Here is a 25,255-nt window from a genome sequence, read left to right on the forward strand (position 1 = left end):
TTCCTCACGCTGTCCTGCCACTCCCGGGCGGCGGCGAAAAACCCCCCCCCGGGCGTCGGCCTCCCCGCTGTCATGGGGGCCCGGCCCCCGGGCGCCGGGGGCCCGCTGGGCTTGCCGCGCCTGGTGCCGCCGCAGGACGCGATGACGATCCTGCTCAAGGGCGATCCGGTCACGGTCGAGAAGGCCAAGGCGCTTAATCTGATTCACGCCATCGTTCCCGCAGGCGACCTCGTCAAGGCGGCGAAGGACTGGATCAAGGGTGGCGGCAAGGCGGTCGCGCCCTGGGACGAGAAGGGCTTCAAGCTGCCGGGCGGTCCGGTGTTCTCCAAGGCCGGCATGATGATGTTCCCGGCTGGCAACGCGATCTATCGCCGGGAGACCTACGACAATTATCCGGCCGCGCGCGCGATCATGAGCTGCGTCTATGAAGGCCTGCAGTTGCCGATCGACGCCGCGCTGCGCGTCGAGTCGCGCTACTTCACCTCGGTGCTGCGTTCGAAGGAAGCAGCCGCGATGATCCGCAGCCTGTTCCTGTCGATGCAGGAGCTGAACAAGGGCGCGCGCCGCCCGAAGGACGTAGCCCCGACCAAGGTGAAGAAGATCGCGGTGATCGGCGCCGGCTTCATGGGTGCGAGCGTCGGCTACGTCTCGGCCCGCGCCGGTCTCGACGTCGTCCTGATCGACCGCGACCAGGAGAGTGCCGACAAGGGCAAGGCGCATGCTCAGAAGGTGATCGAGGAGCAGATCAAGAAGGGCCGCGCCAAGCCCGGTGACGCCGACGCGCTGCTCGCGCGCATTACGCCGACTGCCGATTATGCTGCACTCAAGGACGTCGACCTCGTCATCGAGGCCGTGTTCGAGGATCGCAAGGTCAAGGCTGATACCTTCGCGAAGGCGCAGGAGCATATGAAGCCGGACGTGATCTTCGCGTCGAACACCTCGACGCTGCCGATCACCTCGCTGGCCGAGGGCTTCAAGGACCAGGGCAAATTCGTCGGCATCCACTTCTTCTCGCCGGTCGAGAAGATGATGCTGGTCGAGATCATCAAGGGCAAGAACACCGGCGACCTCGCGCTCGCGACCGCGCTCGATTACGTCCGGCAGATCGGCAAGACGCCGATCGTCGTCAACGACAGCCGCGGCTTCTTCGCCAATCGCTGCGTCGGCCGCTACGTCGCCGAAGGCAACGAGATGTTCCTCGAAGGCGTGCCGCCGGCGATGATCGAGAACTGCGCCAAGATGGCCGGCATGCCGGTCGGTCCGCTCTCGCTCTCGGACGAAGTCGCACTCGACCTCGGGCTCAAGATCATGAAGGCGACGGAAGCCGATCTCGGCCCGAACGCCATCAACCCCGATCAGAAGAAGCTGATGGTGGAGATGGTCGAGAAGCAGGGCCGTCTCGGCCGCAAGAACAGCAAGGGCTTCTACGACTACCCCGAGAAGGGCAAGGGCCAGAAGAGCCTGTGGCCGGGCCTCTCGGCGCTGCAGCCGAAGCAGCTCGATCCCGACACGCTCGACATCGAGGAGCTGAAGCAGCGCTTCCTGGTGGTGCAGGCGGTGGAAGCCGCGCGCACGGTCGAGGACCACGTCATCACCGACCCGCGCGAGGCGGATGTCGGCTCGATCCTCGGCTTCGGCTTCGCGCCGTTCACCGGCGGCACGCTGTCCTACATCGACTTCATGGGCACGAAGAAATTTGTCGAGCTCTGCCACACGCTGGAGGCGAAGTACGGCTCGCGCTTCACCCCGCCGAAGCTTCTCGAGGAGATGGCCGCGAAGGGAGAAACCTTCTACGGCCGATTCGCGCCGAAGAAGGCTGCAGCCTGACCACCCAAGATCATTTGAGAAGAAAGGCCGGATCGTCGATCCGGCCTTTTTGTTTGGGGAGACGTCATCACGGTTGCGTCAGATTTGTTCCCGGCTTGTGGAACCAATCACAGAATTCGCGTAGGACCCGTGTCAGAGTCCCCCGCTGCCGTGGTGTCGCGCAATTGTCATAGGCGTGTCGAAGCGGCGCCGTTCTTTTGCTCGGCCCTGGCACTAGTCTTGCTCCGGGTCAGGGTTCCGAATCCGGTTGGGACACTTGCCGAGCCATCGGCAGGTTGAAGACAAAATAAGAAAGTATCCTTGATGAACTCTTTGGTGCTGCGGAAGACCGCGCTCGGTCGCGATCTCACCGCGAAATATGCTGTTGGACCCACAACTGGCCGCCTCTCGCCGCAACAGAAGCCGGCGCGCCTGCGCCGCAAGGGGCCGATGCTTTGGGCCGCTTTGGCGTTACTTGTGCTGGCGGCGGATTTTATGCTGGCTTCCCTCGCCTGGCTCGCCGTCGACTTCGTCATGGGCTGAGACCGCCCGCGCGTGCAGCAGGTAGGCCGCCGCGAAGTAGGCGAGCTGGCAGACGGCAAGACAGATGGCGATGACGGTCACACCCGCCATCATGCCGAATCCGTAAGCGCGAAGAATGATTGCCGAGAAAACTGCGATCGCCGGCGCAATCAATATCAGCGCCCAGATCCTGAAAACATAACCTGTCGCTATTCCCACCAATGCACTTGCGACGATCAGGACCAAGGCAATCGTCAAGTTCGGCTCCGATGAAATAATCCTCTAACAATTCCGCCAAGCTCGCGCGCTTTACGGGTACTGACAAGACAGCACTACTTACATTCGGCGAACAGTAGTTCATAAGTCTAATGATAGGTACGATGATCCGGCGAGATGGGTTCGCGCCCAGCCCGCCCCAGGGCAAATAAAACGGGCCGGATCGACGATCCGGCCCGTTTTATTTGCGGTCTCCGAGCGGCGAGAACGCCCGGCCCGAGACCGCATCGTCGGCAAGACTCGCTCTCCAGCTGCCTTCATCGCCGCGGCCAATGCGAACCTCGAAGCGCCAGCCATTCTGGTTGGTGAAGGCGATGTCCGTTCCGCCCTTCTTCCTGGCATAGCTGCACGGATATTCGGTCGGCCGATCGGGAAAGACGATTTTTCCTTCCTTGCTCTCGAACACGGCCGAGGTGACCTGCGGATGGATCATGAAGATGCAATTGCGCTGCGGCAGGTCCGGCGTCGACAAGCCAAGCATCGCGAGCGGCGCGCCCGCGGCGGTCATAAGGACGATCATGTTCATGGCGGCGGCTGTCCCATGGAGGTGCTCCGCGATTTCGACGTGGCCGCCGATCGAATGGTTCACAAAGAAAAAGGCCGGATCGTCGATCCGGCCTTTCGATTGTTGCATCTTGCGATGCGCTTACTTCGCCTGCGCAAGGCCTTCCTTCTTCAGCGCCTCTTGGACCTGCGGCCGCGCCGCAACGCGAGCCTTGTAGGCGGTCAGGTTCGGCATGGCCGAGAGGTCGAACTCCATCCGATCGCCCCAGGTCAGCATCGTGAAGAGATAGCCGTCGGCCACCGTGAACTGCTTTCCCATGAGGTAGTCGCGGCCGGCGAGCTGGCTGTCGATGTATGTCAGCTTGCCCATGACGCGATCCCTGAAGAAGGCCTTGGCCTCGTCGTTCAGCGCCGGCGCGAACAGCGGTCCGAAGCTCTTGTGCACCTCCGAGGTGAGGAAGTTCAGCCATTCGAGCAGCTTGTAGCGCTCGGAGCTGCCGTGAGCTGGCGCCAGCGCCTTGGCCGAAGCCTGGTCGGCGATCATCTGGACAATGACCGGGCCTTCGGTCACGATCTCGCCGCTGTCGAGGCCCAGCGCAGGGACCTGGCCCTTCGGGTTCAGCTTCAGATAATCCTCACCATTTTCGAGCTTCTTGGCCCGGATATCGACCTTGACCAGCTCATAGGGCAGGCCGGCTTCCAGGAGCGCGATGTGGGGGGACAGGGAGCAGGCGCCGGGCGAGTAATAGAGTTTCATGGAATTTCTTTCTCTTGACGCTTGGTTGGGGCGAAGGAACGCCTACATGCATTTGCATCCAATAGTCAAGATTGATGCAGGTGCATTGAGTGAGGTAAGAGACGGGACGACGAGCTTGAGCGGGACCATGAAACGCAAACCATCGACCGAGGCAACTTCGGCCTGGATCCGCCTGATGCGGGTGCAGAGCCGCGTGCTCGATTGCGTCGAGCAGGACTTGAAGAAGGCGGGGTTCCCGCCGCTGGCCTGGTACGACGCGCTGCTCGAATTGTCGCGAGCGCCCTCGGGAGAGCTGCGGCCGGTGGAACTCGAGCGGCAAATGCTGATCCCGCAATACTCCACTTCGCGCCTGATCGATCGCCTGGTCGACGAGGGGCTCGCCTCCCGGCGCGAATGCAAGATCGACAAGCGCGGCCAGTTCGTGGAGATCACGGAAGCCGGCCGCGAGTTGCAGAAGCGGATGTGGGGCGCCTATTCGGCCGCGATCGAAAAGTATGTCGGCTCGAAACTGTCCGATGCGGATGCCGTCAAGCTCAGCGGTCTGCTCGACCGTCTCGGCTGCTCGTGCGGCGAGATGAAACTGCCGCCCATCCACGTCAACGAAACCACGCCGTCGCGATGATCGTGCGGCACACCAGCTCGTCCGTGCACCCCCTGGGTTCGCGGACCACCCCGTCACCCGCGCGCCTTCGATCGAAGCGCCCTTTTTGATTAGAGTTTGATATGGCGCGAGACCAGATCGATATGACGCCGCTGCAGTCGCGCGACGAGCTCGTCGCGTGGTTCGAGGCCGGCTGCAAGGACCCGTCCGAATTCCGCATGGGCACCGAGCACGAGAAGACGCCGTTCACGCTCGAAGGCCACCGTCCGGTGCCTTACGAGGGTGCGCGGGGCATCGGCGCGCTGCTCGAAGGCATGAAGCTCCTGCTCGGCTGGGAGCCGATCATGGAGAAGGGCAACATCATCGGCCTCTACGACGTCACCGGCGGCGGCGCCATCTCGCTCGAGCCCGGCGGACAGTTCGAGCTCTCCGGCGCGCCGGTCGAGAACGTGCATCAGACCCAGAGCGAGCTGATGGCGCATCTGGCGCAGGTGCGCGAGATCGCGACCCCGCTCGGCATCGGCTTCCTCGGGCTCGGCATGACGCCGTCCTGGTCGCGCGCCGACATCCCGGTGATGCCCAAGGGCCGCTACAAGATCATGACCAATTACATGCCGAAGGTCGGCCAATACGGCCTCGACATGATGTACCGGACCTGCACGGTGCAGACCAATCTCGACTTCTCCTCCGAAGCCGACATGGTCAAGAAGCTGCGCGTCTCGCTCGCGCTGCAGCCGGTCGCGACCGCGCTGTTTGCCAATTCGCCGTTCACCGAGGGCAAGCCGAACGGCTTCCTGTCGTTCCGCTCCGAGATCTGGCGCGACACCGACAATGCGCGTTCGGGCATGATGCCGTGGGCATTCGAGGACGGCATGGGTTTCGAGCGCTATGTCGACTACGCGCTCGACGTGCCCATGTATTTCGTCAAGCGCGACGAGGATTACATCGACGTCTCGGGCTCCTCGTTCCGCGCCTTCTTCGACGGCCGCAACAACAATCTGCCCGGTGAACGCCCGACGCTGTCGGACTGGGCCAATCATCTTTCGACGATCTTCCCGGAGGTGCGCCTCAAGCGCTATCTCGAGATGCGCGGCTCCGATGGTGGCCCGTGGGGCCGCCTGCCGGCGCTGTCGGCTTTCTGGGCCGGGCTGCTCTACGACGATGTGTCGCTCGATGCCGCCTGGGACCTCGTGAAGCACTGGACCGCGCATGAGCGCCAGGCCCTGCGCGACGACGTGCCGCGGTTCGGCTTCAAGGCGCGGATCAAGGACCGCTATCTGTTCGAGATCGCCAAGGAATGCCTCGTTCTGGCCCATGCCGGCCTGCGCCGCCGCGGCCGGATCGACCAGCTCGGCCGCGACGAAACCCGGCATCTGGAGCCGCTCGATCGCATCATCGATTCCGGCCGGACCCCGGCCGAGGAGATGCTGGAGAAGTTCAACGGCGCCTGGAACGGCTCCGTGGAACCGGCCTACGCGGAATACGCGTTCTAGGCCAGAGGCCGACGACCAGGACCTGAGCCGTTCATCGCCCATACAGGTTTGCGGCGATCAAATGACCGGCTGAAAAAACCTGAGCGCCGTCAATAACTCGAAAGCTGTTCCAATGGGGAAGGGCCGCCTGCGTGGGGCCGTCATGGCAAGCGTCGTGGCCTGCGCCACGTTGCTTGCGCTCGTGTTTGCGAGCGCGCCTGCGCGCGCCCAGACGGCGTTCGACCGGCCCGGCGGCGACTATTTCAGCTCGCCGGTGACGTCAGGTGACCCCGAGGATTGCGCGCTGCAGTGTGAGCGTGACCGCCGCTGCCGCTCCTGGAGCTTCAACTATCCCGACGTCGAAGGCGGCTCGGCAGTGTGCTGGCTCAAGAACACGGTGCCGCCGCGTGTCCCGGGCAGCTGCTGCATCTCCGGTGTGCGTGGCGCCGGCGTGATCGAGCCGCGGATCGAAGGCGTTGAAACGTCGATCGACCGCCCCGGCGGCGACTTGCGCAATTTCGAGATCAAGGACGGCGAAGGCGAAGAGGCCTGCAAGGCCGCCTGCATCGCCGACAACAAGTGCCGCGCCTTCACCTATGCCCGTCCCGGCTACACCGGGCGTGAAGCGCGCTGCTTCCTGAAAAAGGAAATCAAGCCGCCGCGCCGCAAGGCGGGCTTCACGTCGGGCGTAGTCAGATAGCGCGCAGCACCTTCACGCGCGGCGAATCCAGCGACCCGCTCCTCAATTCGCTGCCGACACCAGCCTGTCCCCGCACGCATTCGCGTAGAACTTGCCACCGCATTGGCGCTTGATGGCGGCGCAGCGCACCGCGGGAGACGCATTTTCCGGAACGCTGAAGCCGCAGCTCATGCCGTCGGCACTGCGACTCGTCTTGCCGGCGGCAAAGGCGGCGCTGGAGGCGGTGATGCAGACGACGAGGAAGGCCGCGGCGGCGATTTCGATCAGCAGTCTCATGGACGTTTCCTCCACACTGATGGCTGAATCTGCCCTCAATCTAGCACCGAATCCGCATCTCTCCGTACGCTTCCGGGTTCCCAAATCGGCCCGTTCCTTGCATAAATTTACGCCAGCGCAGTGCACGGCCGCGCCAGGGATGGTTCCGGTGCAGGGGCAAGACGCGTAGAGTTAGTGGTGTTCTCGCGACCAGGAAGTGACGGCCTTGCAAGATCAATCGTTCCAGCCAAGTTTTCCGGCCTCCGGCCAGCCCATCGACGAGCTCGCGCTGGCTGACGTCAAGGGCGCGATCCTGGCGAAGCTGCGCCTTGCCATCGGCAAGGATGCGGGCATGGCCACCAAGCACGACTGGTACCAGGCCGCAGCGCTCGCGCTGCGCGACCGCATCGTGCATCGCTGGCTCACGGCCGAGAAGCACAGCTACGATGCGGGACGCAAGCGCGTCTATTATCTCTCGCTCGAATTCCTGATCGGCCGTCTCTTCACCGACGCGCTGAACAACATGGGGCTGCTCAAGATCTTCGAGGTCGCGCTCGGCGATCTCGGCGTGTCGCTGCCTGAGCTCCGCAAATGCGAGCCGGATGCCGCGCTCGGCAATGGCGGCCTGGGGCGGCTCGCCGCCTGCTTCATGGAGAGCATGGCCACGCTCTCGATCCCCGCGATCGGCTACGGCATCCGCTACGATTACGGCCTGTTCCGCCAGATCATCAATCAGGGCTGGCAGCAGGAATATCCGGACGAATGGCTGAGCTTCGGCAATCCCTGGGAATTGCAGCGGCCCGAGGTGATCTATCACGTCCATTTCGGCGGTGGCGTCGAGCATGTCGACGACAAGGGCCGCGACCGCGCGATCTGGCATCCGGCCGAGACCGTGCAGGCGATCGCCTATGACACGCCGATCGTCGGCTGGCGCGGCCAGCACGTCAACGCGCTCCGCCTGTGGTCGGCACGCTCGCCCGATCCGTTGAAGCTCGACGCCTTCAACAAGGGCGACTATGTCAGCGCCAGCGCCGAGCAGTCGCGCGCGGAAGCCATCTGCAAATTCCTCTATCCGAACGACGAGAGCCCGGCGGGACGCGAGCTGCGGCTGCGCCAGGAGTATTTCTTCGTCTCCGCTTCGCTTCAGGACCTGGTCAATCGCCACCTGACCTCCGACGGCCAGCTTCGCAGCCTCGCAATGAAGGTCGCGGTCCAGCTCAACGACACGCATCCGAGCCTCGCCGTCACCGAGCTGATGCGCATCCTGGTCGACCTGCACAATTTCCGCTGGGACGAGGCCTGGAAGATCACGGTCGCGACGCTGTCCTACACCAACCACACGCTGTTGCCCGAGGCGCTGGAGACCTGGCCGGTCGAACTGTTCGAGCAGCTGTTGCCGCGCCATCTCGAGATCATCTACCGCATCAACGTGCAGCATCTCGCGCTGGCCGAAGCGCGCGCGCCCGGCGACATCGATTTCCGGGCCTCGGTTTCGCTGATCGACGAGAGGAGCGGACGCCGCGTGCGCATGGGCCAGCTCGCCTTCGTCGGCTCGCACCGCATCAACGGCGTTTCGGCGATGCATTCGGACCTGATGCGCGAGACCGTGTTCCACGATCTCAACCATCTCTATCCCGGCCGCATCACCAACAAGACGAACGGCATCACCTTCCGCCGCTGGCTGATGTTGGCGAATCCGAAGCTGACCGACCTGCTGCGCGAGACCTGTGGCGAAGTCGTGCTCGACGATCCAACCCAGCTCAGCCTGATCGAAGCCCGCGCCAGCGACGTCGAATTCCAGAAGAAATTCCGCAGCGTCAAGCTTCACAACAAGACCGCGCTGGCGCGCCTGATCGGCGAGCGGCTCGGCATCAAGGTCGATCCGACCGCGCTGTTCGACGTGCAGATCAAGCGCATTCACGAATACAAGCGCCAGCTCCTCAACATCATCGAGACGGTGGCGCTGTACCAGGCGATGAAGGACGATCCCAACGGCAACTGGGTGCCGCGGGTGAAGATCTTCGCCGGCAAGGCGGCGGCGAGCTATCGCTACGCAAAATTGATCATCAAGCTGGTCAACGACGTCGCGGACGTCGTCAACAACGATCCCGCGATCGGCGGCAAGCTCAAGGTCGTCTTCCTGCCCGACTACAATGTCAGCCTTGCGGAGGTGATCATTCCCGCGGCCGATTTGTCCGAGCAGATCTCGACCGCCGGCATGGAGGCCTCCGGCACCGGCAACATGAAGCTGTCGCTGAACGGCGCGCTCACCATCGGCACGCTCGACGGCGCCAACATCGAGATCCGCGACCATGTCGGCGCGGAGAATATCGCGATCTTCGGCATGGAGTCCGGCGACGTGATGATCCGCCGCAAGCAGGGGCTGGATGCCTCCGACGTGATCCGCAATTCGCCAAAGCTCCAGCGCGCCATCAATGCGATCGGCACCGGCGAGTTCTCGCCCGGCGATCCCGGCCGCTTCGAATCGATCGCGCACGCGCTGCGCTATCTCGACCACTACATGGTCAGCGCCGATTTCGATTCCTATTACGAAGCGCAGCGCAGCGTCGACGCACGCTGGCAGGTGGCGCCGGCCTGGACGCGCGCCTCCATTCTCAATGTCGCGCGCATGGCCTGGTTCTCCTCGGACCGCACCATCCGCGAATATGCCGAGGAAATCTGGAACGTGCCGGTCAATCCGACCACGCCGCTGCTGCCAGATCTGCGCGACGTGGCAGGCTGATTTTCCGCAACGTGAAATCGGCGTTACCTGCGAGGTTATTGATTTGGCAGGATAGGCATCATATTACGGCTTGAGCTTTTTCTGGCCGGAGTCGATCGTGCCTGTCGGCGAGTATACGAGCCCGGATGGGCAGCTTCGATTGCTGGTCATATGTCCCGACGGGGACTGGACGCTGGGGTTCGACGGATTCTCCTGGCACACGCACGGCAGCATCCTTGCCAGTCTTTCAGGCAAGGACGAGGAAGCTGCCATCGGCGACTTCGTCGCCGATCTGATCAGCGGCAAGAGTATCATTGCGCTGAAGCGCATAGGAGGCTCCGTCGCGGATGCCTGGGTCACAGATGATCCGGCAGACGATGTTTTGAGTTCGCAGCAATATGGCCCTGGTGATGAGACGATGGAGTTTCGTCGTTGGGACGGAAGCTCAGTAGAGGTCTAATCCCATGCACGCCAAGCTCCCGCACCCGTTCGACGACGCCACCCGCATCAGCGCCGGCGACTCCAGCTGGCAGGGGCATACCAGCGACGACTACTGGGCGTTTGTCGGCCCGTTCGGCGGCGCCACGGCCGCGACCATCCTGCGTGCGCTGATCGACCATCCGCAGCGCGCCGGCGATCCGCTGGCCCTGACCGTCAATTACTGCGCGCCGATCGCCAAGGGGCCGTTCGATCTGGACGTGCGGCTGGTGAAGGCCAATCGCTCCAGCCAGCACTGGAGCGTCGAACTGTCGCAGGGCGGCGGCGAGGTCGCTACGCTCGCCACCGCCGTGTTCGCCGAGCGCCGGCCGTCCTGGGAGCACAGGGTGGCGCAATATCCCGATGCCACGGCGTTCGAGGCGACGCTGCCATTCCCGAAGATATCGGCATCCTGGGCCAACCAGTATGAATTCCGCTTCGTCGAGGGCGAGATGCGGATCGGCCCGCCGCGGACCGAGCTCGCTGGCACCTATTCCAAGCTCTGGATCGGCGACCGCACGCCGCGCAAGCTCGACATGCTGTCGCTGATGTCGATGTCGGACGCCTTCTTCGGCCGCATCTTCCACGCCAGGCGCGAGCTGGTGCCGTTCGGCACGGTGTCGCTGACGACGTATTTCCACACCGGCAGCGAGGAGCTCGCCGCCGAGGACATCACGCGCGTGCTCGCGACGGCCGATTCGAAGATCATGCACAAGAGCTATGCCGATCAGAACGCCGAGCTGTGGTCGCCGAACGGCAGGCTGCTCGCGACCACGACGCAGATCGCGTATTTCAAGGCGTGAGGTGCTCTTCCCCTCTCCCCTTGTGGGAGAGGGTGGCTCGTCGCGAAGCGACGAGACGGGTGAGGGGTCTCTCTCCGCGAGCGCTTCTCTTGCAGTTGAACGCGCGGATACAACCCCTCATCCGGCGCTTCGCGCCACCTTCTCCCACAAGGGGAGAAGGAAGAAACAAAAAGGGCGGCCTCGCGGCCGCCCTTTTGCATTGAAGACAGAGCGAGCGATTACTCCGCCGCGAGCTTCACGTCCGGCGCGGCCGCGCGCACTTCGGCGTCGACCTGGGCTTCGAACTTGGCAAAGTTCTTCTGGAACATGCCGACCAGCGCGCGGGCGGTCTTGTCGAACTCGTCCTTGTCCTTCCAGGTGTTCACCGGGTTCAGGATCTCGGCCGGCACGCCCGGCAGCGCGGTCGGGACCGCGAAGCCGAAATATTTGTCGGTGCGGAATTCGACGTTGCGAAGCGAGCCGTCGAGCGCGGCGGTGAGCAGCGCGCGCGTCACCTTGATCGGCATGCGCGAGCCGGTGCCATACTTGCCGCCGGTCCAGCCGGTGTTGACCAGCCAGCAATCGACATTGTGCTGGGCGATGAGGTCGCGCAGCATGTTGCCATAGACGCTGGGGTCGAGCGGCAGGAAGGGCGAGCCGAAGCAGGTCGAGAATTCCGGCTGCGGCTCGTTGCCGAGACCGCGCTCGGTACCGGCGACCTTGGCGGTGTAGCCGGACAGGAAGTGATACATCGCCTGCGCCGGCGAGAGCTTTGCGATCGGTGGCAGCACGCCGAAGGCGTCGGCGGCGAGCATCACCACGTTCTTCGGCTGCGGCGCGCGGCCGGTGCGCGAAGCGTTCGGGATGAAGTCGAGCGGGTACGCGGAGCGCGTGTTCTCGGTCTTGGAACCGTCGTCGAAATCGACGATTCGGGTGTCCTCGTCGAGTACGCAGTTCTCGAGCACCGCGCCGAAGCGCGTCGAGGCGGCGTAGATCTGAGGCTCGGCCTCCTGCGACAGCTTGATGCACTTGGCATAGCAGCCGCCTTCGAAGTTGAACACGCCGTTCGGGCCCCAGCCGTGCTCGTCGTCGCCGATCAGCGTGCGGTTCGGATCGGCCGACAGCGTGGTCTTGCCGGTGCCTGATAGCCCGAAGAAGATCGCGGTGTCGCCATTAGCGCCGACATTGGCCGAGCAGTGCATCGGCATCACGCCGCGCTCGGGCAGATAGTAGTTCAGCGTGGTGAAGACCGACTTCTTCATCTCGCCGGCATAATAAGACCCGCCGATCAGGACGATCTTGCGGGCGAAATCGATCGCGACGACATTCTCCGACTTGCAGCCGTGGCGTTTCGGATCGGCGCGGAAGCTCGGCATGTCGATGATGGTGAGCTCCGGCGTGAAGCTCGGCAGCTCGACCGCCTCGGGGCGGATCAGCAGCGTACGGATGAACAGCGAGTGCCAGGCGAGCTCGGTGAAGACGCGGGTCTTGATCCGGTAGGCCGGATCGGCGCCGCCATAGAGGTCCTGCGCGAACAGGCTCTTGCCTTCGGCGTGCTTGAGGAAATCCTGGTAGAGCGTCTCGAACTGCTCTGCGGTGATCGACTGGTTGCCGGCCCACCACATCTTCTTGTCGGTGGTGGCGTCACGCACCGTGAACTTGTCCTTCGGGCTGCGACCGGTGAACTCACCGGTGTCGGCGCAAAGCGAACCGTCTGCCGACAGCACCGCCTCGCCCGCAGAAAGTGAGTATTGATAGAGTTGCGGCGCGCCGAGGTTCCAGTGAACCCGTTTGAGATTCTTTAAGCCGAATTTGTCGGCACCGAAGGCACCGTTGCGCACGCCCGTCTCTTGCACGAAAAATCCTCCTAGAACCCGCGACACTCAGCGCGACCAAGCTTTGGCGCCATCGCAGTCACCGTGAATTATAGGCCGTCCGGCCTCGGTTGAACGACGTAATAATGGTGAACGCTGGCGTTGCCAAGCCGATCTCGCAGGATTTGGTTTATTCAAGGACCGCGCCAAATGCCGCGCATGTCAGCTCTGAGCGAGCGTATCAAAAAAATACGAATGATCGCGCAACCAAATGCGCAATTCCGCGTTTCCTGTGGTTATTGCGACGCACAATCGCAGGACCGTCCTATCGTACCTCGCCTTCGCCGATGAGCGCGAACGGCCCCCACATCGCGGGATAGGCGTTGCGCGGTGACGAGGTGTCATCAACGTACGTCAACATCGCGCGGCGCAAAGCTTCGGCACGGCCGATTTTTGGTTCGTTCTTGAGCAGTTCGAAAGTCGACGTGGTCAAGCGGGTGGCAGCTTCCGAATCCACTGCCCAATGCGAGACCAGCAGCGCACGTGCACCCGCGTAGAAGAACGAGCGCGCCAGCCCCGACAGGGCCTCGGCGCCGGGCTTGTCGCCGGCGATGGTGTTGCAGGCCGACAGCACAACCCAATCCGCGTTAAGCTTGAGCTGAGCGACTTCACTTGCCGTGAGCAAGCCGTCATCCAGCTCCGTCGGCCGATCGGGAATGGAGAGTGCAAGCGAGGGCTCGCCCAATCCCTTGATATCGCCGGCCACGAGACCGTGGGTGGCAAAGTAGATGATGCTGTATTGAGCAAGCGCTGCACGCTTCAGCGTCGTTTCGCTGGCATCGCGGCCGAGATGGATGTCGGCCTCGGCCGCGCCGACATCCTTTGCTACCGCGTTCAACTCGTCCGCGGTATCCGGCAGTTGCGGCAGCGCCTGCGCAAGCCGCGCGCGATCGACGCCGGCCCCGCGCCAAAAATCGCTATAGGCAATTGTTGCAATGTTGCGTGCGGCGACCTTGCCGCTTGCAGCGCGACGATCGGCCGGCCCTTCCAGCGCAGGATTGAACACGGGATCGCCAAAGCCGGTCATCGGCTTCACGCCCTGCTCCCGACGCGCGACGGCACGCAACGATTTCAGACTGACCACCGAGGGCAGCACCGACACCGCCTGACGCCGCAACAGCCAGGCGGCGCTGCGATAGCCTTCGAGCGTGTCCGGGATCGCAGCTTGCGGCGTCTCCGTGACGAGCAGATGAAACGGCAACGCCGTCAGCGCGGCCGACGGCACCACCAGCAGGTTGCGCTTGTCCTTCGTCAGCCCTTCGACCGGGCCGAGCAGCGCGACATAAAGCTCGTTGGCGAGCCCGAGGTCGAACAACCCTGATTTGCCGGAGGCATCACGCGCCTTGCCGACATCGAGCCCCTTGCGGAAGGCAGTCACCTTCTGCGTCAGCGCGTCCGCGCCGAGCGGAATCTCCTTCCAGTCGACGCCTTCGCGCGTGATCGCGACGACATAGCTCTGCTTGTCGACGACGGAGTAGAGCACCATCGCCTCGTCGGGCGACAGCAAGGGCTGGATATCCTTGACCGCCAGCGGCAGGGGGTTGGAGAGCGACGCATAATCGGGAAACTCGACCGCGAGCGTCTTCTGCAAGCCTGTGCGCTCGTTCGCTATCGCCGCGATCCGCACCTGGCTGCGCTGCTCGGCCGCGACGTCGCGCTGGGCCGACTGCTTCGACACCGCGGCGATGATCGCCTTGTCGAGCGCCTCGGACTCGGCCGCAAGATCCTGGTCCCGGCGCACGAGCTCAGCGAGCCTGTCGCTGCCCGCAGCAAGGCGCACGGCCAGCTTGTTCACGGCGGAGGCAGCGGAGGATTGCGTGCCGCGCTGAATCGCGGCAAGCGCCTCGTCCAGCGCCCTGTCGTCAGGCAGCAGATATTGCTGTCGCGCGGCGAACAGGACCGGCAGCACGACGCGCAACTGCGCGCGATTGGTCGCAAGCGTCTTTTCCGCGAGCGGCAGCGCGTCGGCGTTCCGGCCGGAGACGTAGAGGAAATAAGCGAGATTGCTGGTCGAGGTCGTGACGTCCGGATGATCGGGACCGAGCGCACGTTCGCGGATCGACAGCGCACGGCGATAGAGCGGCTCCGCATCGGCATAGCGCTGCTGGTGCTCGTAGAGACCGGCGAGATTGTTCAGCGAGCGCGCGACGTCGGGATGGTCCGGTCCCAGCACTTTTTCGCGGATCGCGAGCGAGCGCCTGATCGGCGCCTCGGCATCCGCATCGCGGTTGAGGTCGCGATCGAGCTGGCCGAGATTGTTCAGGAGCGTCGCGACCGCCGGATGCTCGGGGCCACCGGCCTTCTGGTAGATCGCGAGCGCGCGCTGAAACAACGGCTCGGCTTCGGCCTGACGCTGCTGCTTGACGTAGTATGTGGCGAGATTGTTGAGGGACTGACCGACGTCGGGATGCTCGCGCGACAGCGCCTTCTCGCGCACGGCGAGCGCACGCTTGAACAGCGGCTCGGCCTCCGCAAAGCGGCTCTGCCTCTGATAGAGCGCGGCGAGGTTGTTCAGCACCGGCGCGACCTCGACGCTGTCGAGACCGGTCCCCTTCTCCATCAGTGCGATGGCGCGCTTGTAGAGCGGCTCGGCCTGGTCGTCGTGACCCTGGTCGGCGTAGATCTGCGCGAGGTTGTTGAGCGCGCCCGCGAGATCACGATTGTTGGTGGTCTTCTCGAGAGACGCCACCATGGCCTGCGCCAGCGGCAGCGCCTCCGAATATTTGCCGGCGCTTCGGAGTGCGTTGATCCGCGCGCTCTCCGCGGCGAGACCTTTCTGGGCAAAGCTGGGCGTGGCAAGCGATGCGATGATCGCGAGCGCCAAACCCGCAACCAGCGTCAAACGACGGCGTGTCATGAACCCTCTCGCTGCCGACTTCGAACCATTACGGTCTTGGGTCGCAGCGATGGGGGGCAGCGTTCAAATTGTTGCGCGCTAGTCCACCTTCGCGCGCGCTTTGCCAGCAAGGCGGACCAGCATCTTGCGCAGCGCCGTGCCGTCAGTCACCCGCTCCGGGAAGTCCAGCCGCAGCGCAGTCTGGCCATCCTGCATGTCGAGGCCTTCGGGGTCGCAGCCGGTGCAGCGCCAGTCGCCCTCCGCCGCGCCGAGGAGTTTTGTTGCATAGAGACCCATGGCGTCGCGGTGGTCGGCATTCATGTGCGCGACCGCCCCCTCCTCCGCCGCCAGCAGATCCTCGGCACCGGTAAGGTCCGTCAGGAACTGCTCGGGCTTGAGATCGACGATGCGGCCGAAGCCGGCGACCAGATGGGTTCCCGTGGGCCGAATTCTGAAGAAAGAGAAATCCTTAAACGAAACAAACGCTTCGGCCGATGGATGGGCATTGAGATACCGCCGCTGGAGCAGATCCTTGTCGGCATCGGCCTGTTCCGCCCGGCCGGACAGCATGATTCGGGCACCCTCCAGCGGATCGCCGGCCGCGCGTTCGTCCAGCATCAGGGAGACCCGGTGATCCGCCAGGATGTTCCTGGTGTGCACGGCCAGGCCCGAGATCAGCAGGATCGGCGAGCCGTCGGGGTGGCTCGCCAGATTGACCAGGGAGCAATAGGGATCGCCGCTGCCGGCCATCAGCGTTGCCAGCGCCCCCTGGCGCGAGCGCCTGAGCAGCGATTTGGCGAGCTTTCCAGGGTCGAAGTCGGGGGTCGGGTGCATCGGCTTTCTCGGGTCAGGTGGTTGCAAGGGAGGTCTTTTTTCGGGTAAACGGGGGTCAGGTTATGGGTCGAAACGCGGCGAATCTGCTGCGCTTCGTGGAACTTGGTCACACTTCAGCCCAGCTTGCATTGCTCGGTGACAAGGTTCGACCGCCGACTTCGGCACCCGTGTATGCGGCGCATCAGTGAATTGCTCGCCGTTTCAAGCCACGACCCAAACGGAAAGCAGAAAGCAGAGGCTCATGCCCACAATCGCTTTGGTCGACGACGACCGCAACATTCTCACATCCGTCTCGATCGCGCTGGAGGCCGAAGGCTATCGCATCATGACTTACACCGACGGCGCCTCCGCGCTCGACGGCTTCCGCACCACCCAGCCCGATCTTGCCATCCTCGACATCAAGATGCCGCGCATGGACGGCATGGAAACGCTGCGCCGGCTGCGGCAGAAATCCGACCTGCCGGTGATCTTCCTGACCTCCAAGGACGAAGAGATCGACGAGCTGTTCGGCCTCAAGATGGGCGCCGACGACTTCATCCGCAAACCGTTCTCGCAGCGCCTGTTGGTCGAGCGCGTCAAGGCCGTGCTGCGCCGCTCTGCACCGAAGGACCCGACCGTCGCGCCGAAGGAGAACGATGCCAAGGCGCTCGACCGCGGCCTGCTGCGCATGGACCCCGAACGGCACACCTGCACCTGGAAGAACGAGCCGGTGACGCTGACCGTCACCGAATTCCTGATCCTCCAGGCGCTGGCAACCCGGCCCGGCGTGGTGAAGAGCCGCAACGCGCTGATGGACGCCGCCTATGACGACCAGGTCTATGTCGACGACCGCACCATCGACAGCCACATCAAGCGGCTGCGCAAGAAGTTCAAGGTGACCGACAACGAGTTCGAGATGATCGAGACGCTCTACGGCGTCGGCTACCGCTTCAAGGAAGCCTGAGGCTCACGCGCCTTCACGAAAGACTGAGAGCATCGCCGGTTCTCGTTCCATCGGGACCGGGATGGCTCTAGGATGCGGGGACCCTTCGCACGAGATGTCCTAACGCGGGCGTAAGCATTGCTTGACCGAACGCAGCCTGACGAGAACCAGAATGCCGGGGATATCGCATCCGACGGCGTACCGGAGCACGTCGCCGACGACAAGCCGGCCGCGCAAGGTTGGCGACCGTTCTCCTGGCTGACGCGTGCCGGTCAGTATTTCTTCGCGCTCTCCTTCTCGAGCCTGACCCGCCGCATCGTCTCGCTCAACCTCGCCGGCCTCGTCGCGCTGGTCGCGAGCATTCTCTATCTCTCGCAGTTCCGCGCCGGCCTGATCGACGCGCGTGCGCAGAGCCTGCTGGTGCAGGCCGAGATCATCGCCGGTGCCATCGGAGCGTCGGCGACCGTGCAGACCAACGCGATCACGGTCGATCCTGACCGCCTGCTCGATCTGAAGCTCGGCGACAGCTACGGCGAATCCGACGATTATTCGGCGCTGAACTTCCCGATCAGCCCGGAGCGCGTGGCCCCCGTGCTGCGCACACTGATCTCGCCGACCAAGACCCGCGCGCGGATATTCGATCCCAACGGGACGGTGCTGCTCGACAGCCGCGACCTCGAGAACGTGCTGATCTTCCCGTTGCCGCCGCCATCGCAGAAGCCCGGCGTGATCGAGCGCGGCCTGACTTCGGTGCGCCTCTGGATCAACCGCGGTGACCTGCCGCTGTATCGCGAGCTCGGGCGAGAGAACGGCAATGGCTATTCGGAAGTGAGCGACGCGCTCCAGGGCCAGAAGCGTTCGATGGTGCGGGTCAATTCGCGCGGCGAGGTGATCGTCTCGGTCGCAGTCCCCGTGCTGCGCTCGCGCGCCATCCACGGCGCCCTGATGCTGTCGACGCAGGGCGACGACATCGACCAGATGGTCACCGCCGAGCGCCTGGCGATCCTGAAGGTCGGCGGCGTCGCTGCCGCGGTCATGATCATGCTGTCGCTGCTGCTCGCCAGCACGATCGCAGGTCCGGTGCGCCGGCTCGCCGACAGCGCCGAGCGCGTCCGCCGCCGCATCAAGGCCCGCATCGAGATTCCCGACTTCACCCGGCGCCGCGACGAGATCGGTCACCTGTCCGGCGCGCTGCGCGACATGACCAGCGCGCTCTACAGCCGCATCGAGGCGATCGAGATGTTCGCCGCCGATGTCGCGCATGAACTGAAGAACCCGCTGACCTCGCTGCGCTCCGCGGTCGAGACGCTGCCGCTGGCGCGCAACGAGACCAGCCGCGCGCGCCTGCTCGAGGTGATCGAGCATGACGTCAAGCGGCTCGACCGCCTCATCTCCGACATCTCCGACGCCAGCCGCCTCGACGCCGAATTGCAGCGCCAGGATGCGGTCCGGGTCGACCTGCGCCGCCTGCTGACGACGCTCGTGTCCGTCGCCAATGAAACCAAGCTCGGCCATGACGTCGCGGTCGAAACGCGCTTCGAGGGCCGCGGCGCGACCGACGCGTTCTCCGTGACGGGCCACGATTCACGGCTCGGGCAGGTGGTCTCCAACCTGCTCTCCAACGCGCAATCGTTCTCCGAGCCCGGCAGCAAGGTGCGCCTCACCTGCCGCCGCGTCCGCTCCGAGATCGAGATCGTGGTCGACGACGACGGTCCCGGCATCCGCGACGACGCGCTGGAGCGCATCTTCGAGCGCTTCTACACCGACCGTCCGCACCAGGGCTTTGGCCAGAACTCCGGCCTCGGCCTGTCGATCTCCAAGCAGATCGTCGATGCCCATGGCGGACGCATCTGGGCCGAGAACCGCCCGGGCCCTGTGGACGAGGACGGAGCGCCTACGGTTGTCGGCGCGCGGTTCGTGGTGAGGCTGCCGGCGCTATGAGCGACGGTGGCCCCAGCGTTCACGCCTCCGCAGTCAAGGTCGGGACTCTGGCGGTGCTGATCCGCGGGCCCTCAGGCTCCGGCAAGTCGCGCCTTGCCTTCGATTTGATCATGGCGGGACGCGCTGGCGTGGTCGAAAGGGCCGTTCTGGTCGGCGATGACCGTGTCCATCTGGCGACAGTCGGCGACGAAATTGAAGTCCGCCCCGCGCCGCTGCTGGCCGGCCTGATCGAGATTCGGGGACTGGGAATCCGCCGCTGCGACTTCGTGGAGCATGCGACCGTCGGCCTCGTGGTCGATCTGGACGCCGCCGACGCAGAACGGCTGCCTGCGGCGGAATCGCTGAAAACAAGCATTTTCGGTGTCGAAATACCGCGAATCCCCGTCGGGCGCGACTATTCGCCCCTCCCTTTGGTTGTTGCGGCCTTGACCACTACCAAGAGTTCATCTTCCGTTAACCCTTCAGGCGATTGTTTGAAGGGAAATGGTAACCATATGAACCCCACTATCGCGACCGAATAGACCGGCGCAGCTCCCCTCATCCATCCGTCTAGTTTCAGGGAGATACGCAACATCCCCTCTTGCGCGGGGGCTCTGGATGGTCAAAGTGGCGCGTTCGTGCGGTGCACCAAAAGCGCCCGCGAGGAGTTTTCCGATGATTGGTCTAGTACTTGTGACCCACGGGCGCCTTGCCGACGAATTCAAGGCAGCGCTTGAGCATGTCATGGGCCCACAAAAGCAAATCGAAGCGATCACGATCGGTGCCGAAGATGATTCCGATCTCTGCCGAAGCGACATCATCGAGGCGGTCAACCGCGTCGATTCCGGCGACGGCGTCGCGATCCTCACCGACATGTTCGGCGGCACGCCGTCGAACCTTGCAATATCCTGCATGAGCCGGCCGAAGGTCGAAGTGCTCGCGGGCATCAACCTTCCCATGCTGGTGAAGCTTGCCAAGGTGCGCGAGGAGCGTCCGTTGCCCGACGCGATCGCGATGGCCCAGGAAGCGGGTCGCAAATACGTCACCATTGCCAGCCGCGTGCTCGCCGGCAAATGAGCGACGACGCGCCGCTCGGAAACCAGGCCGGGACAGGCGTGCCGGCGGGAGCCATTTCCAAAGACCTCCTGATCATCAACAAGCGCGGCCTGCACGCCCGCGCCTCGGCGAAGTTCGTCCAGGCGGTGGAGCGCTTCAACGCGCAGGTGTGGGTGACGCGCGGCGGCGAGACCGTCGGCGGCACCTCGATCATGGGCCTGATGATGCTGGCCGCAGGACCGGGCACGACGATCACGGTCGCCGCCGCCGGTGATGATGCCCAGGCTGCGCTTGCGGCGATTACCGAGCTCGTTGAAAGCAAGTTCAACGAGGAAGGGATCTGAGCCACGCGCTCGGCGCCGTAGGGTGGGCAAAGGCGCGAAGCGCCGTGCCCACCATCTCGCGACAATCGCCACAGAAGTGGTGGGCACGCTTCCGCCGTCGCTCTTCGAGCTATGGCGGACAAGTCGCTTTGCCCACCCTACGGGACCGACAACGCCGCAATCACTTCGCCGGCGGGGCGATGTAGATATTCCAGCTCATCGCCGGGCCGGCCTTGCCGTGGGTGAAGCGGCGCGTCGTCATCACGATGCGCTCGGCGTTCGGCGCGATCTCCGAGACCCATTTCTCGAACGCCGGGAGGCGGCCATCGGTCGGATCGAACACGCCGATGAAACCATACTTCTTGGCATCCTCGCGCGATGTCAGCCCGGAATCCCAGGCTTCGAGCGGCATCAACGCGGCCGGATGGTCGGGGCTGTAGAACACCATCGGCTGGATCGACTCCATGGTGCCGGCAACGACCGCCCAGCGCGAGCCGAAACGCGTGTGCCAGGCCTGCGTCAATTCATGCGCTAGCTCCGAGCGCGCGCCGTAGGTCGCCGTGTTGCCGGCATTAGCGGCCATCTCGCGCGCGGCGATCCAGGGCGAGGCGGCGAGCGTGGCGACGCTGAGCAGGAGCCAGATCACGGCGATGTTGAACAGGGCCGCGCTCTGCACCCGCAGCGCCGGGATCGCGACCAGCGCCAAGGGTACCAGGAAGAACAGCGAGATGCCCCAATCGGTCTTCATGTAGATGCTGAAGGCCAGCGCGCCGAGCGGCGGGCCGACCGCGACGATGATCTGGATGATCCAGACGTTCAACGCCTGCGCAACATTGACGCCGGGATTGGCGCCGCGCCCCCAGGCACGCGTGACGATGCGTAACGGTGCGCGCAACAGCAACGTGAACCAATGCGGCACCAGCGCCATTGCGAGCGCGGCCAGCGCCACCGGCAACGCCAGCAGCGCCAGATTATGCAGGGCGTAGCCCGCCACGAGCTGATGGACCTGGCGGCTGTCATCGAGGCTGTAGGTATCGCCGGCATAGGTCAGCGGCACGAAATGCACGCCGGCAAGCCAGACGATGTGCGGGATCATCGCCACGACCATTGTCGCGATCGCCACCCACGGCGCCGGCGACAGCAGGAATCGCAGCCGGTCGGGATGGATCAGCGCGGCAAGGCCAATGGCGCCGATCATGGTCAGCACCCAGTATTTGGTCATCAGCGCCAGCGCGCCGGCGAGCCCGAACCAGATACCGGACTGCCAGGTCCGCTTCTCGAAGGCGTTGAGATAGGCGAGCACGAGCAGCGGCAGCGTGACGAGTTGGAGCAGGTCGGGGTTGTACTTGAAACCCTTGAAATTGAAGATCGGGTAGAGCGCGACCATCACCACGACCAGGAACGCACGCCGCGCGTCCACGACGCGCAAGCTCAGCAGCCAGCAGATCACCATGCCGACGCCGACGGTCGCCATCGCCAGCGCATAGGTCGCCCAGTCCGCCGCCGGGAACACCTTGAACCAGAGGCCGGCGACCCAGCCCGACAGCGGCGGGTGCTTGCCGTAGCCCCACAGGAACTCCTGGCCCCAGCCATAGGCTTCTGCGACGTCCATGTGAACGTCCTGCGCTGCCTTGAGATTGATCAGGATGAAGGTCCAGATCACGGCATGCAGGATGGCGAGCTGGATCACCAGCCAGAGCCGCGCTTCGGGCCGGATCGCGCAGGCAACCAGCCAGGCCCGGAAGCGGTTAAAGCTCACCCGGGCTTTTACGCGTGTTCGGGCGGAGGGGATCGAGGTCGTGGACATGAGCCTGGACATGGGCCGTTGCGTAGCGCGTTTTGGGCCCTCGTGGAATCAGCTTGGCGTGAAGAAAGGCCCTGAAAATACAGCAATATGGTTGCCGCACGGGGATGTGAGTGGTATCCCGCGCCCATGACGACCGTCCCCATTTCCAACATCCGCAACTTCTCCATCGTCGCCCATATCGACCATGGCAAGTCGACGCTGGCCGACCGCCTGATCCAGATGACCGGCGGCCTCACCGACCGCGAAATGGCGGGCAAGGAGCAGGTGCTCGATTCCATGGACATCGAGCGCGAGCGCGGCATCACCATCAAGGCGCAGACGGTCCGCCTCGCCTACCACGCCAAGGACGGCAAGGACTACATCTTCAACCTGATGGACACGCCCGGCCATGTCGACTTCGCCTACGAAGTCTCGCGGTCGCTGGCGGCCTGCGAGGGTTCCCTGCTGGTGGTCGACGCCAGCCAGGGCGTCGAAGCGCAGACGCTCGCCAACGTCTACCAGGCGCTCGACAACAATCACGAGATCGTCCCGGTCCTGAACAAGGTCGACCTTCCCGCGGCCGAACCCGAGAAGATCAAGCAGCAGATCGAGGACGTCATCGGCATCGATGCCTCCGACGCCGTGATGATCTCGGCCAAGACCGGCCTCGGCGTCCCCGACGTGCTGGAAGCCATCGTCACCCGCCTGCCGCCGCCGAAGGGCGACCGCGAGGCGACCTTGAAGGCGCTCTTGGTCGACAGCTGGTACGACGTCTATCTCGGCGTAGTCGTGCTGATCCGCGTGGTCGACGGCGTCATGAAGAAGAACCAGCGCATCCGCATGATGGGCACAGGCGCGGCGTATGACGTCGAGCGCGTCGGCTTCTTCACCCCGAAGATGGAGCAGGTCGACGAGCTCGGCCCCGGCGAGATCGGCTTCATCACCGCGGCGATCAAGGAAGTCGCCGACACCCGCGTCGGCGACACCATCACCGACGACAGGAAGCCGGTCACCGAAATGCTGCCGGGCTTCAAGCCGGCGATCCCGGTGGTGTTCTGCGGCTTGTTCCCGGCCGACGCCAATGACTTCGAAACGCTGCGCGGGGCGATGGGCAAGTTGCGCCTCAACGACGCGAGCTTCTCCTACGAGATGGAAACCTCGGCTGCGCTGGGCTTCGGCTTCCGCTGCGGCTTCCTCGGGCTATTGCACCTCGAGATCATCCAGGAGCGGCTGTCGCGCGAGTTCGACCTCAACCTGATCGCGACCGCGCCAAGCGTGATCTACAAGATGCACCTGACCGACGGCCAGGAGATCTCGATCCACAATCCCGTCGACATGCCCGACGTGGTCAAGATCGCCGATATCGAGGAGCCCTGGATCGAGGCCACCATCCTCACTCCCGACGAATATCTCGGCAGCGTGTTGAAGCTGTGCCAGGATCGCCGCGGCGCGCAGAAGGAGCTGACCTATGTCGGCTCCCGCGCCATGGTGAAGTACGATCTGCCGCTCAACGAAGTCGTGTTCGACTTCTACGACCGCCTGAAATCGGTCTCGAAAGGCTACGCCTCGTTCGACTATCACCTGACCGACTACAAGGTGGCCGATCTCGTCAAGATGCAGATCCTGGTCAACAACGAGCCGGTCGACGCGCTGTCGATGCTGGTGCATCGCACCCGCGCGGAGGGGCGCGGCCGCGCGATGGTCGAGAAGATGAAGGAGCTGATCCCGCCGCACATGTTCCAGATCCCGATCCAGGCGGCGATCGGCGGCAAGGTGATCGCGCGCGAGACGGTGCGCGCGCTGCGCAAGGACGTCACCGCAAAGTGCTACGGCGGCGACATCACGCGTAAGCGGAAACTTCTGGAGAAGCAGAAGGAAGGCAAGAAGAAGATGCGGCAGTTCGGCAAGGTCGACATCCCGCAGGAAGCCTTCATTGCCGCGCTGAAGGTCGATAGCTGAGGCCAGTGCTCGGGCCACACCGGACCTGACGAGATTGGGGTCCGGCCCGGATATCGGGACCGACAAACAAAATTCGCGAAAACAACCCCATGCACAGTAGCCGGCCCTTGTCGGCATTGGGCTTTTTCGATTTTACGAAATCGATTTGACCAGTCGGGCAAAACAGGGGCATGATGTCATCATGGCAGCGGGTGTGCAGCAGGCGTCCATCAGGACACGCCATCTCGGCCGCCGACCGATTGGCAACCTCTGAATTCGATATCCTGGCGCCACGTCGATGACGGCTTGCGTCGGCTTCTGGCCCATAAACCGACCTGCCAAGCACTGCTCCTCGAAGACCGCTTTTGACCCGTGGCGACATTGGAGCAACTCCGTCCATTGCCCTTCGGGAATAAGGTTGTTATGTTTAATCGACGCCACCACTGCTTGTAGCTCTCTTGAATAGTCGCCCACTTCGAGGTGGAGTTGTGGAGGACATTACTATGAGATTTTCCTCGCTGTTCCTTGTGGGCTTAGCTGTCGCCATTTTGTCGAATGCACCCGCCAACGCCGTGAAGAAAACTACGAGGCCGAACACTCCATCGACAGAGATATTTTACTCGGGTGCGCATGCCAAAGTGCTTGACCCGGATATAAGGGCGTTTGCGCCAGCCAAGGCCAGGACGTACGTGGAATGCAAACAAGGGTTATGGGCGCAAGGTGCAAACCCCAACTATCAATACGCGGTCTGTAGCAGTATGGGGTACAAGAACTGACCAATTCACGCACGCAGCAGAGGCCGCCCTCAGATGGTGGCCTCTCTGTCATATCGGGTCTTATGAGGCCAGCAGGGAACGTCGCCTCCTGGCCCGTGTGAGACATGGCGGTGCAG

Annotated in this window: 21 protein-coding genes; 13 read left to right on the forward strand and 8 right to left on the reverse strand. The window is 63.9% G+C overall.

The genetic code is table 11. The features are described from left to right. Positions 1–1,827: FAD-dependent oxidoreductase (locus AC0L3X_RS30160; RefSeq protein WP_473317076.1), on the forward strand; the 1,827-nt coding region annotated here is incomplete at its 5' end. Positions 1,828–2,277: 450 nt separating this feature from the next. Here the strand turns inward: AC0L3X_RS30160 and AC0L3X_RS30165 are convergent. The 3 genes from AC0L3X_RS30165 to gstA form a co-directional block, all read right to left on the reverse strand. Next, positions 2,278–2,586: a hypothetical protein gene (locus AC0L3X_RS30165; protein ID WP_063980751.1), complete on the reverse strand. Its 309-nt coding sequence runs from the start codon at positions 2,584–2,586 to the stop codon at positions 2,278–2,280. Between the two features lie 199 nt (positions 2,587–2,785). Further along, a complete protein-coding gene (locus AC0L3X_RS30170; RefSeq protein ID WP_207794619.1) occupies positions 2,786–3,130 on the reverse strand; it encodes a hypothetical protein in 345 nt (114 codons plus the stop codon). 120 nt (positions 3,131–3,250) lie between these two features. Beyond that, positions 3,251–3,865: a glutathione transferase GstA gene (gene gstA, locus AC0L3X_RS30175; RefSeq protein ID WP_063980749.1), complete on the reverse strand. Its 615-nt coding sequence runs from the start codon at positions 3,863–3,865 to the stop codon at positions 3,251–3,253. Between the two features lie 127 nt (positions 3,866–3,992). Here gstA and AC0L3X_RS30180 point away from each other — a divergent pair, with 127 nt between their 5' ends. From AC0L3X_RS30180 to AC0L3X_RS30190, 3 genes are all read left to right on the forward strand, one after another. Then, the gene (locus AC0L3X_RS30180) at positions 3,993–4,487 is read left to right on the forward strand and encodes a MarR family winged helix-turn-helix transcriptional regulator (protein WP_038960026.1); all 495 of its coding nucleotides are present in this window, start codon (positions 3,993–3,995) and stop codon (positions 4,485–4,487) included. 101 nt (positions 4,488–4,588) lie between these two features. Further along, positions 4,589–5,959 (forward strand): glutamate--cysteine ligase, encoded by a 1,371-nt coding sequence (locus tag AC0L3X_RS30185; RefSeq protein ID WP_038933719.1) that lies wholly within the window; start codon positions 4,589–4,591, stop codon positions 5,957–5,959. Positions 5,960–6,071: 112 nt separating this feature from the next. Further along, a complete protein-coding gene (locus AC0L3X_RS30190) occupies positions 6,072–6,638 on the forward strand; it encodes a PAN domain-containing protein (protein ID WP_063980748.1) in 567 nt (188 codons plus the stop codon). Between the two features lie 42 nt (positions 6,639–6,680). On the opposite strand, the gene AC0L3X_RS30195 is transcribed toward AC0L3X_RS30190, so the two are convergent. Then, positions 6,681–6,914, reverse strand: coding sequence for a hypothetical protein (locus AC0L3X_RS30195; protein WP_063980747.1), 234 nt, complete (start codon positions 6,912–6,914; stop codon positions 6,681–6,683). A gap of 205 nt (positions 6,915–7,119) precedes the next feature. On the opposite strand from AC0L3X_RS30195, the gene AC0L3X_RS30200 reads away from it, so the two are divergent. The 3 genes from AC0L3X_RS30200 to AC0L3X_RS30210 all read left to right on the forward strand — a co-directional run bounded on the left by AC0L3X_RS30200 (position 7,120) and on the right by AC0L3X_RS30210 (position 10,895). Beyond that, positions 7,120–9,636 carry a glycogen/starch/alpha-glucan phosphorylase gene (locus AC0L3X_RS30200; RefSeq protein ID WP_063986046.1) on the forward strand — a complete coding sequence of 839 codons (2,517 nt, stop codon included), beginning with the start codon at positions 7,120–7,122 and terminating at the stop codon, positions 9,634–9,636. Between the two features lie 97 nt (positions 9,637–9,733). Continuing rightward, the gene (locus AC0L3X_RS30205; RefSeq protein ID WP_063986045.1) at positions 9,734–10,075 is read left to right on the forward strand and encodes a hypothetical protein; all 342 of its coding nucleotides are present in this window, start codon (positions 9,734–9,736) and stop codon (positions 10,073–10,075) included. Positions 10,076–10,079: 4 nt separating this feature from the next. Beyond that, positions 10,080–10,895, forward strand: coding sequence for an acyl-CoA thioesterase (locus AC0L3X_RS30210; RefSeq protein WP_063980746.1), 816 nt, complete (start codon positions 10,080–10,082; stop codon positions 10,893–10,895). A 218-nt stretch (positions 10,896–11,113) separates the two neighbouring features. Here the strand turns inward: AC0L3X_RS30210 and AC0L3X_RS30215 are convergent, their stop codons facing one another. The 3 genes from AC0L3X_RS30215 to AC0L3X_RS30225 form a co-directional block, all read right to left on the reverse strand. Next, positions 11,114–12,730 carry a phosphoenolpyruvate carboxykinase gene (locus AC0L3X_RS30215; protein ID WP_063980745.1) on the reverse strand — a complete coding sequence of 539 codons (1,617 nt, stop codon included), beginning with the start codon at positions 12,728–12,730 and terminating at the stop codon, positions 11,114–11,116. A gap of 283 nt (positions 12,731–13,013) precedes the next feature. Beyond that, positions 13,014–15,605 carry a CHAT domain-containing tetratricopeptide repeat protein gene (locus tag AC0L3X_RS30220; RefSeq protein WP_063980744.1) on the reverse strand — a complete coding sequence of 864 codons (2,592 nt, stop codon included), beginning with the start codon at positions 15,603–15,605 and terminating at the stop codon, positions 13,014–13,016. Between the two features lie 78 nt (positions 15,606–15,683). Further along, a complete protein-coding gene (locus tag AC0L3X_RS30225) occupies positions 15,684–16,418 on the reverse strand; it encodes a HugZ family pyridoxamine 5'-phosphate oxidase (RefSeq protein ID WP_063980743.1) in 735 nt (244 codons plus the stop codon). A gap of 241 nt (positions 16,419–16,659) precedes the next feature. On the opposite strand from AC0L3X_RS30225, the gene AC0L3X_RS30230 reads away from it, so the two are divergent. The 5 genes from AC0L3X_RS30230 (at position 16,660) to AC0L3X_RS30250 (ending at position 20,660) form a co-directional block, all read left to right on the forward strand. Continuing rightward, complete coding sequence (locus AC0L3X_RS30230) at positions 16,660–17,361, forward strand: response regulator transcription factor (RefSeq protein ID WP_038952081.1); 702 nt, start codon at positions 16,660–16,662, stop codon at positions 17,359–17,361. 117 nt (positions 17,362–17,478) lie between these two features. After that, positions 17,479–19,281 carry a sensor histidine kinase gene (locus AC0L3X_RS30235; RefSeq protein ID WP_063980741.1) on the forward strand — a complete coding sequence of 601 codons (1,803 nt, stop codon included), beginning with the start codon at positions 17,479–17,481 and terminating at the stop codon, positions 19,279–19,281. Continuing rightward, a complete protein-coding gene (locus AC0L3X_RS30240; RefSeq protein ID WP_063980740.1) occupies positions 19,278–19,802 on the forward strand; it encodes an HPr kinase/phosphorylase in 525 nt (174 codons plus the stop codon). Before AC0L3X_RS30235 ends, AC0L3X_RS30240 begins: the two co-directional genes overlap by 4 nt. Positions 19,803–19,935: 133 nt before the next feature. Next, positions 19,936–20,337: a PTS sugar transporter subunit IIA gene (locus tag AC0L3X_RS30245; RefSeq protein WP_007597752.1), complete on the forward strand. Its 402-nt coding sequence runs from the start codon at positions 19,936–19,938 to the stop codon at positions 20,335–20,337. Continuing rightward, positions 20,334–20,660, forward strand: a complete 327-nt coding sequence (locus AC0L3X_RS30250) for an HPr family phosphocarrier protein (protein WP_063980739.1) — start codon at positions 20,334–20,336, stop codon at positions 20,658–20,660. The genes AC0L3X_RS30245 and AC0L3X_RS30250 overlap by 4 nt, the downstream gene beginning before the upstream one ends. A 160-nt stretch (positions 20,661–20,820) precedes the next feature. Here AC0L3X_RS30250 and AC0L3X_RS30255 read toward each other — a convergent pair whose 3' ends face one another. Next, on the reverse strand, positions 20,821–22,446 hold the full coding sequence (locus AC0L3X_RS30255) for a glycosyltransferase family 39 protein (protein WP_063986044.1): 1,626 nt from the start codon (positions 22,444–22,446) through the stop codon (positions 20,821–20,823). 126 nt (positions 22,447–22,572) lie between these two features. Here AC0L3X_RS30255 and lepA point away from each other — a divergent pair, with 126 nt between their 5' ends. Continuing rightward, the gene (gene lepA / locus AC0L3X_RS30260) at positions 22,573–24,384 is read left to right on the forward strand and encodes a translation elongation factor 4 (protein WP_028148267.1); all 1,812 of its coding nucleotides are present in this window, start codon (positions 22,573–22,575) and stop codon (positions 24,382–24,384) included. Positions 24,385–25,255: the final 871 nt, after the last annotated feature.

This window comes from Bradyrhizobium sp. MI1.7 (genome assembly GCF_055811795.1).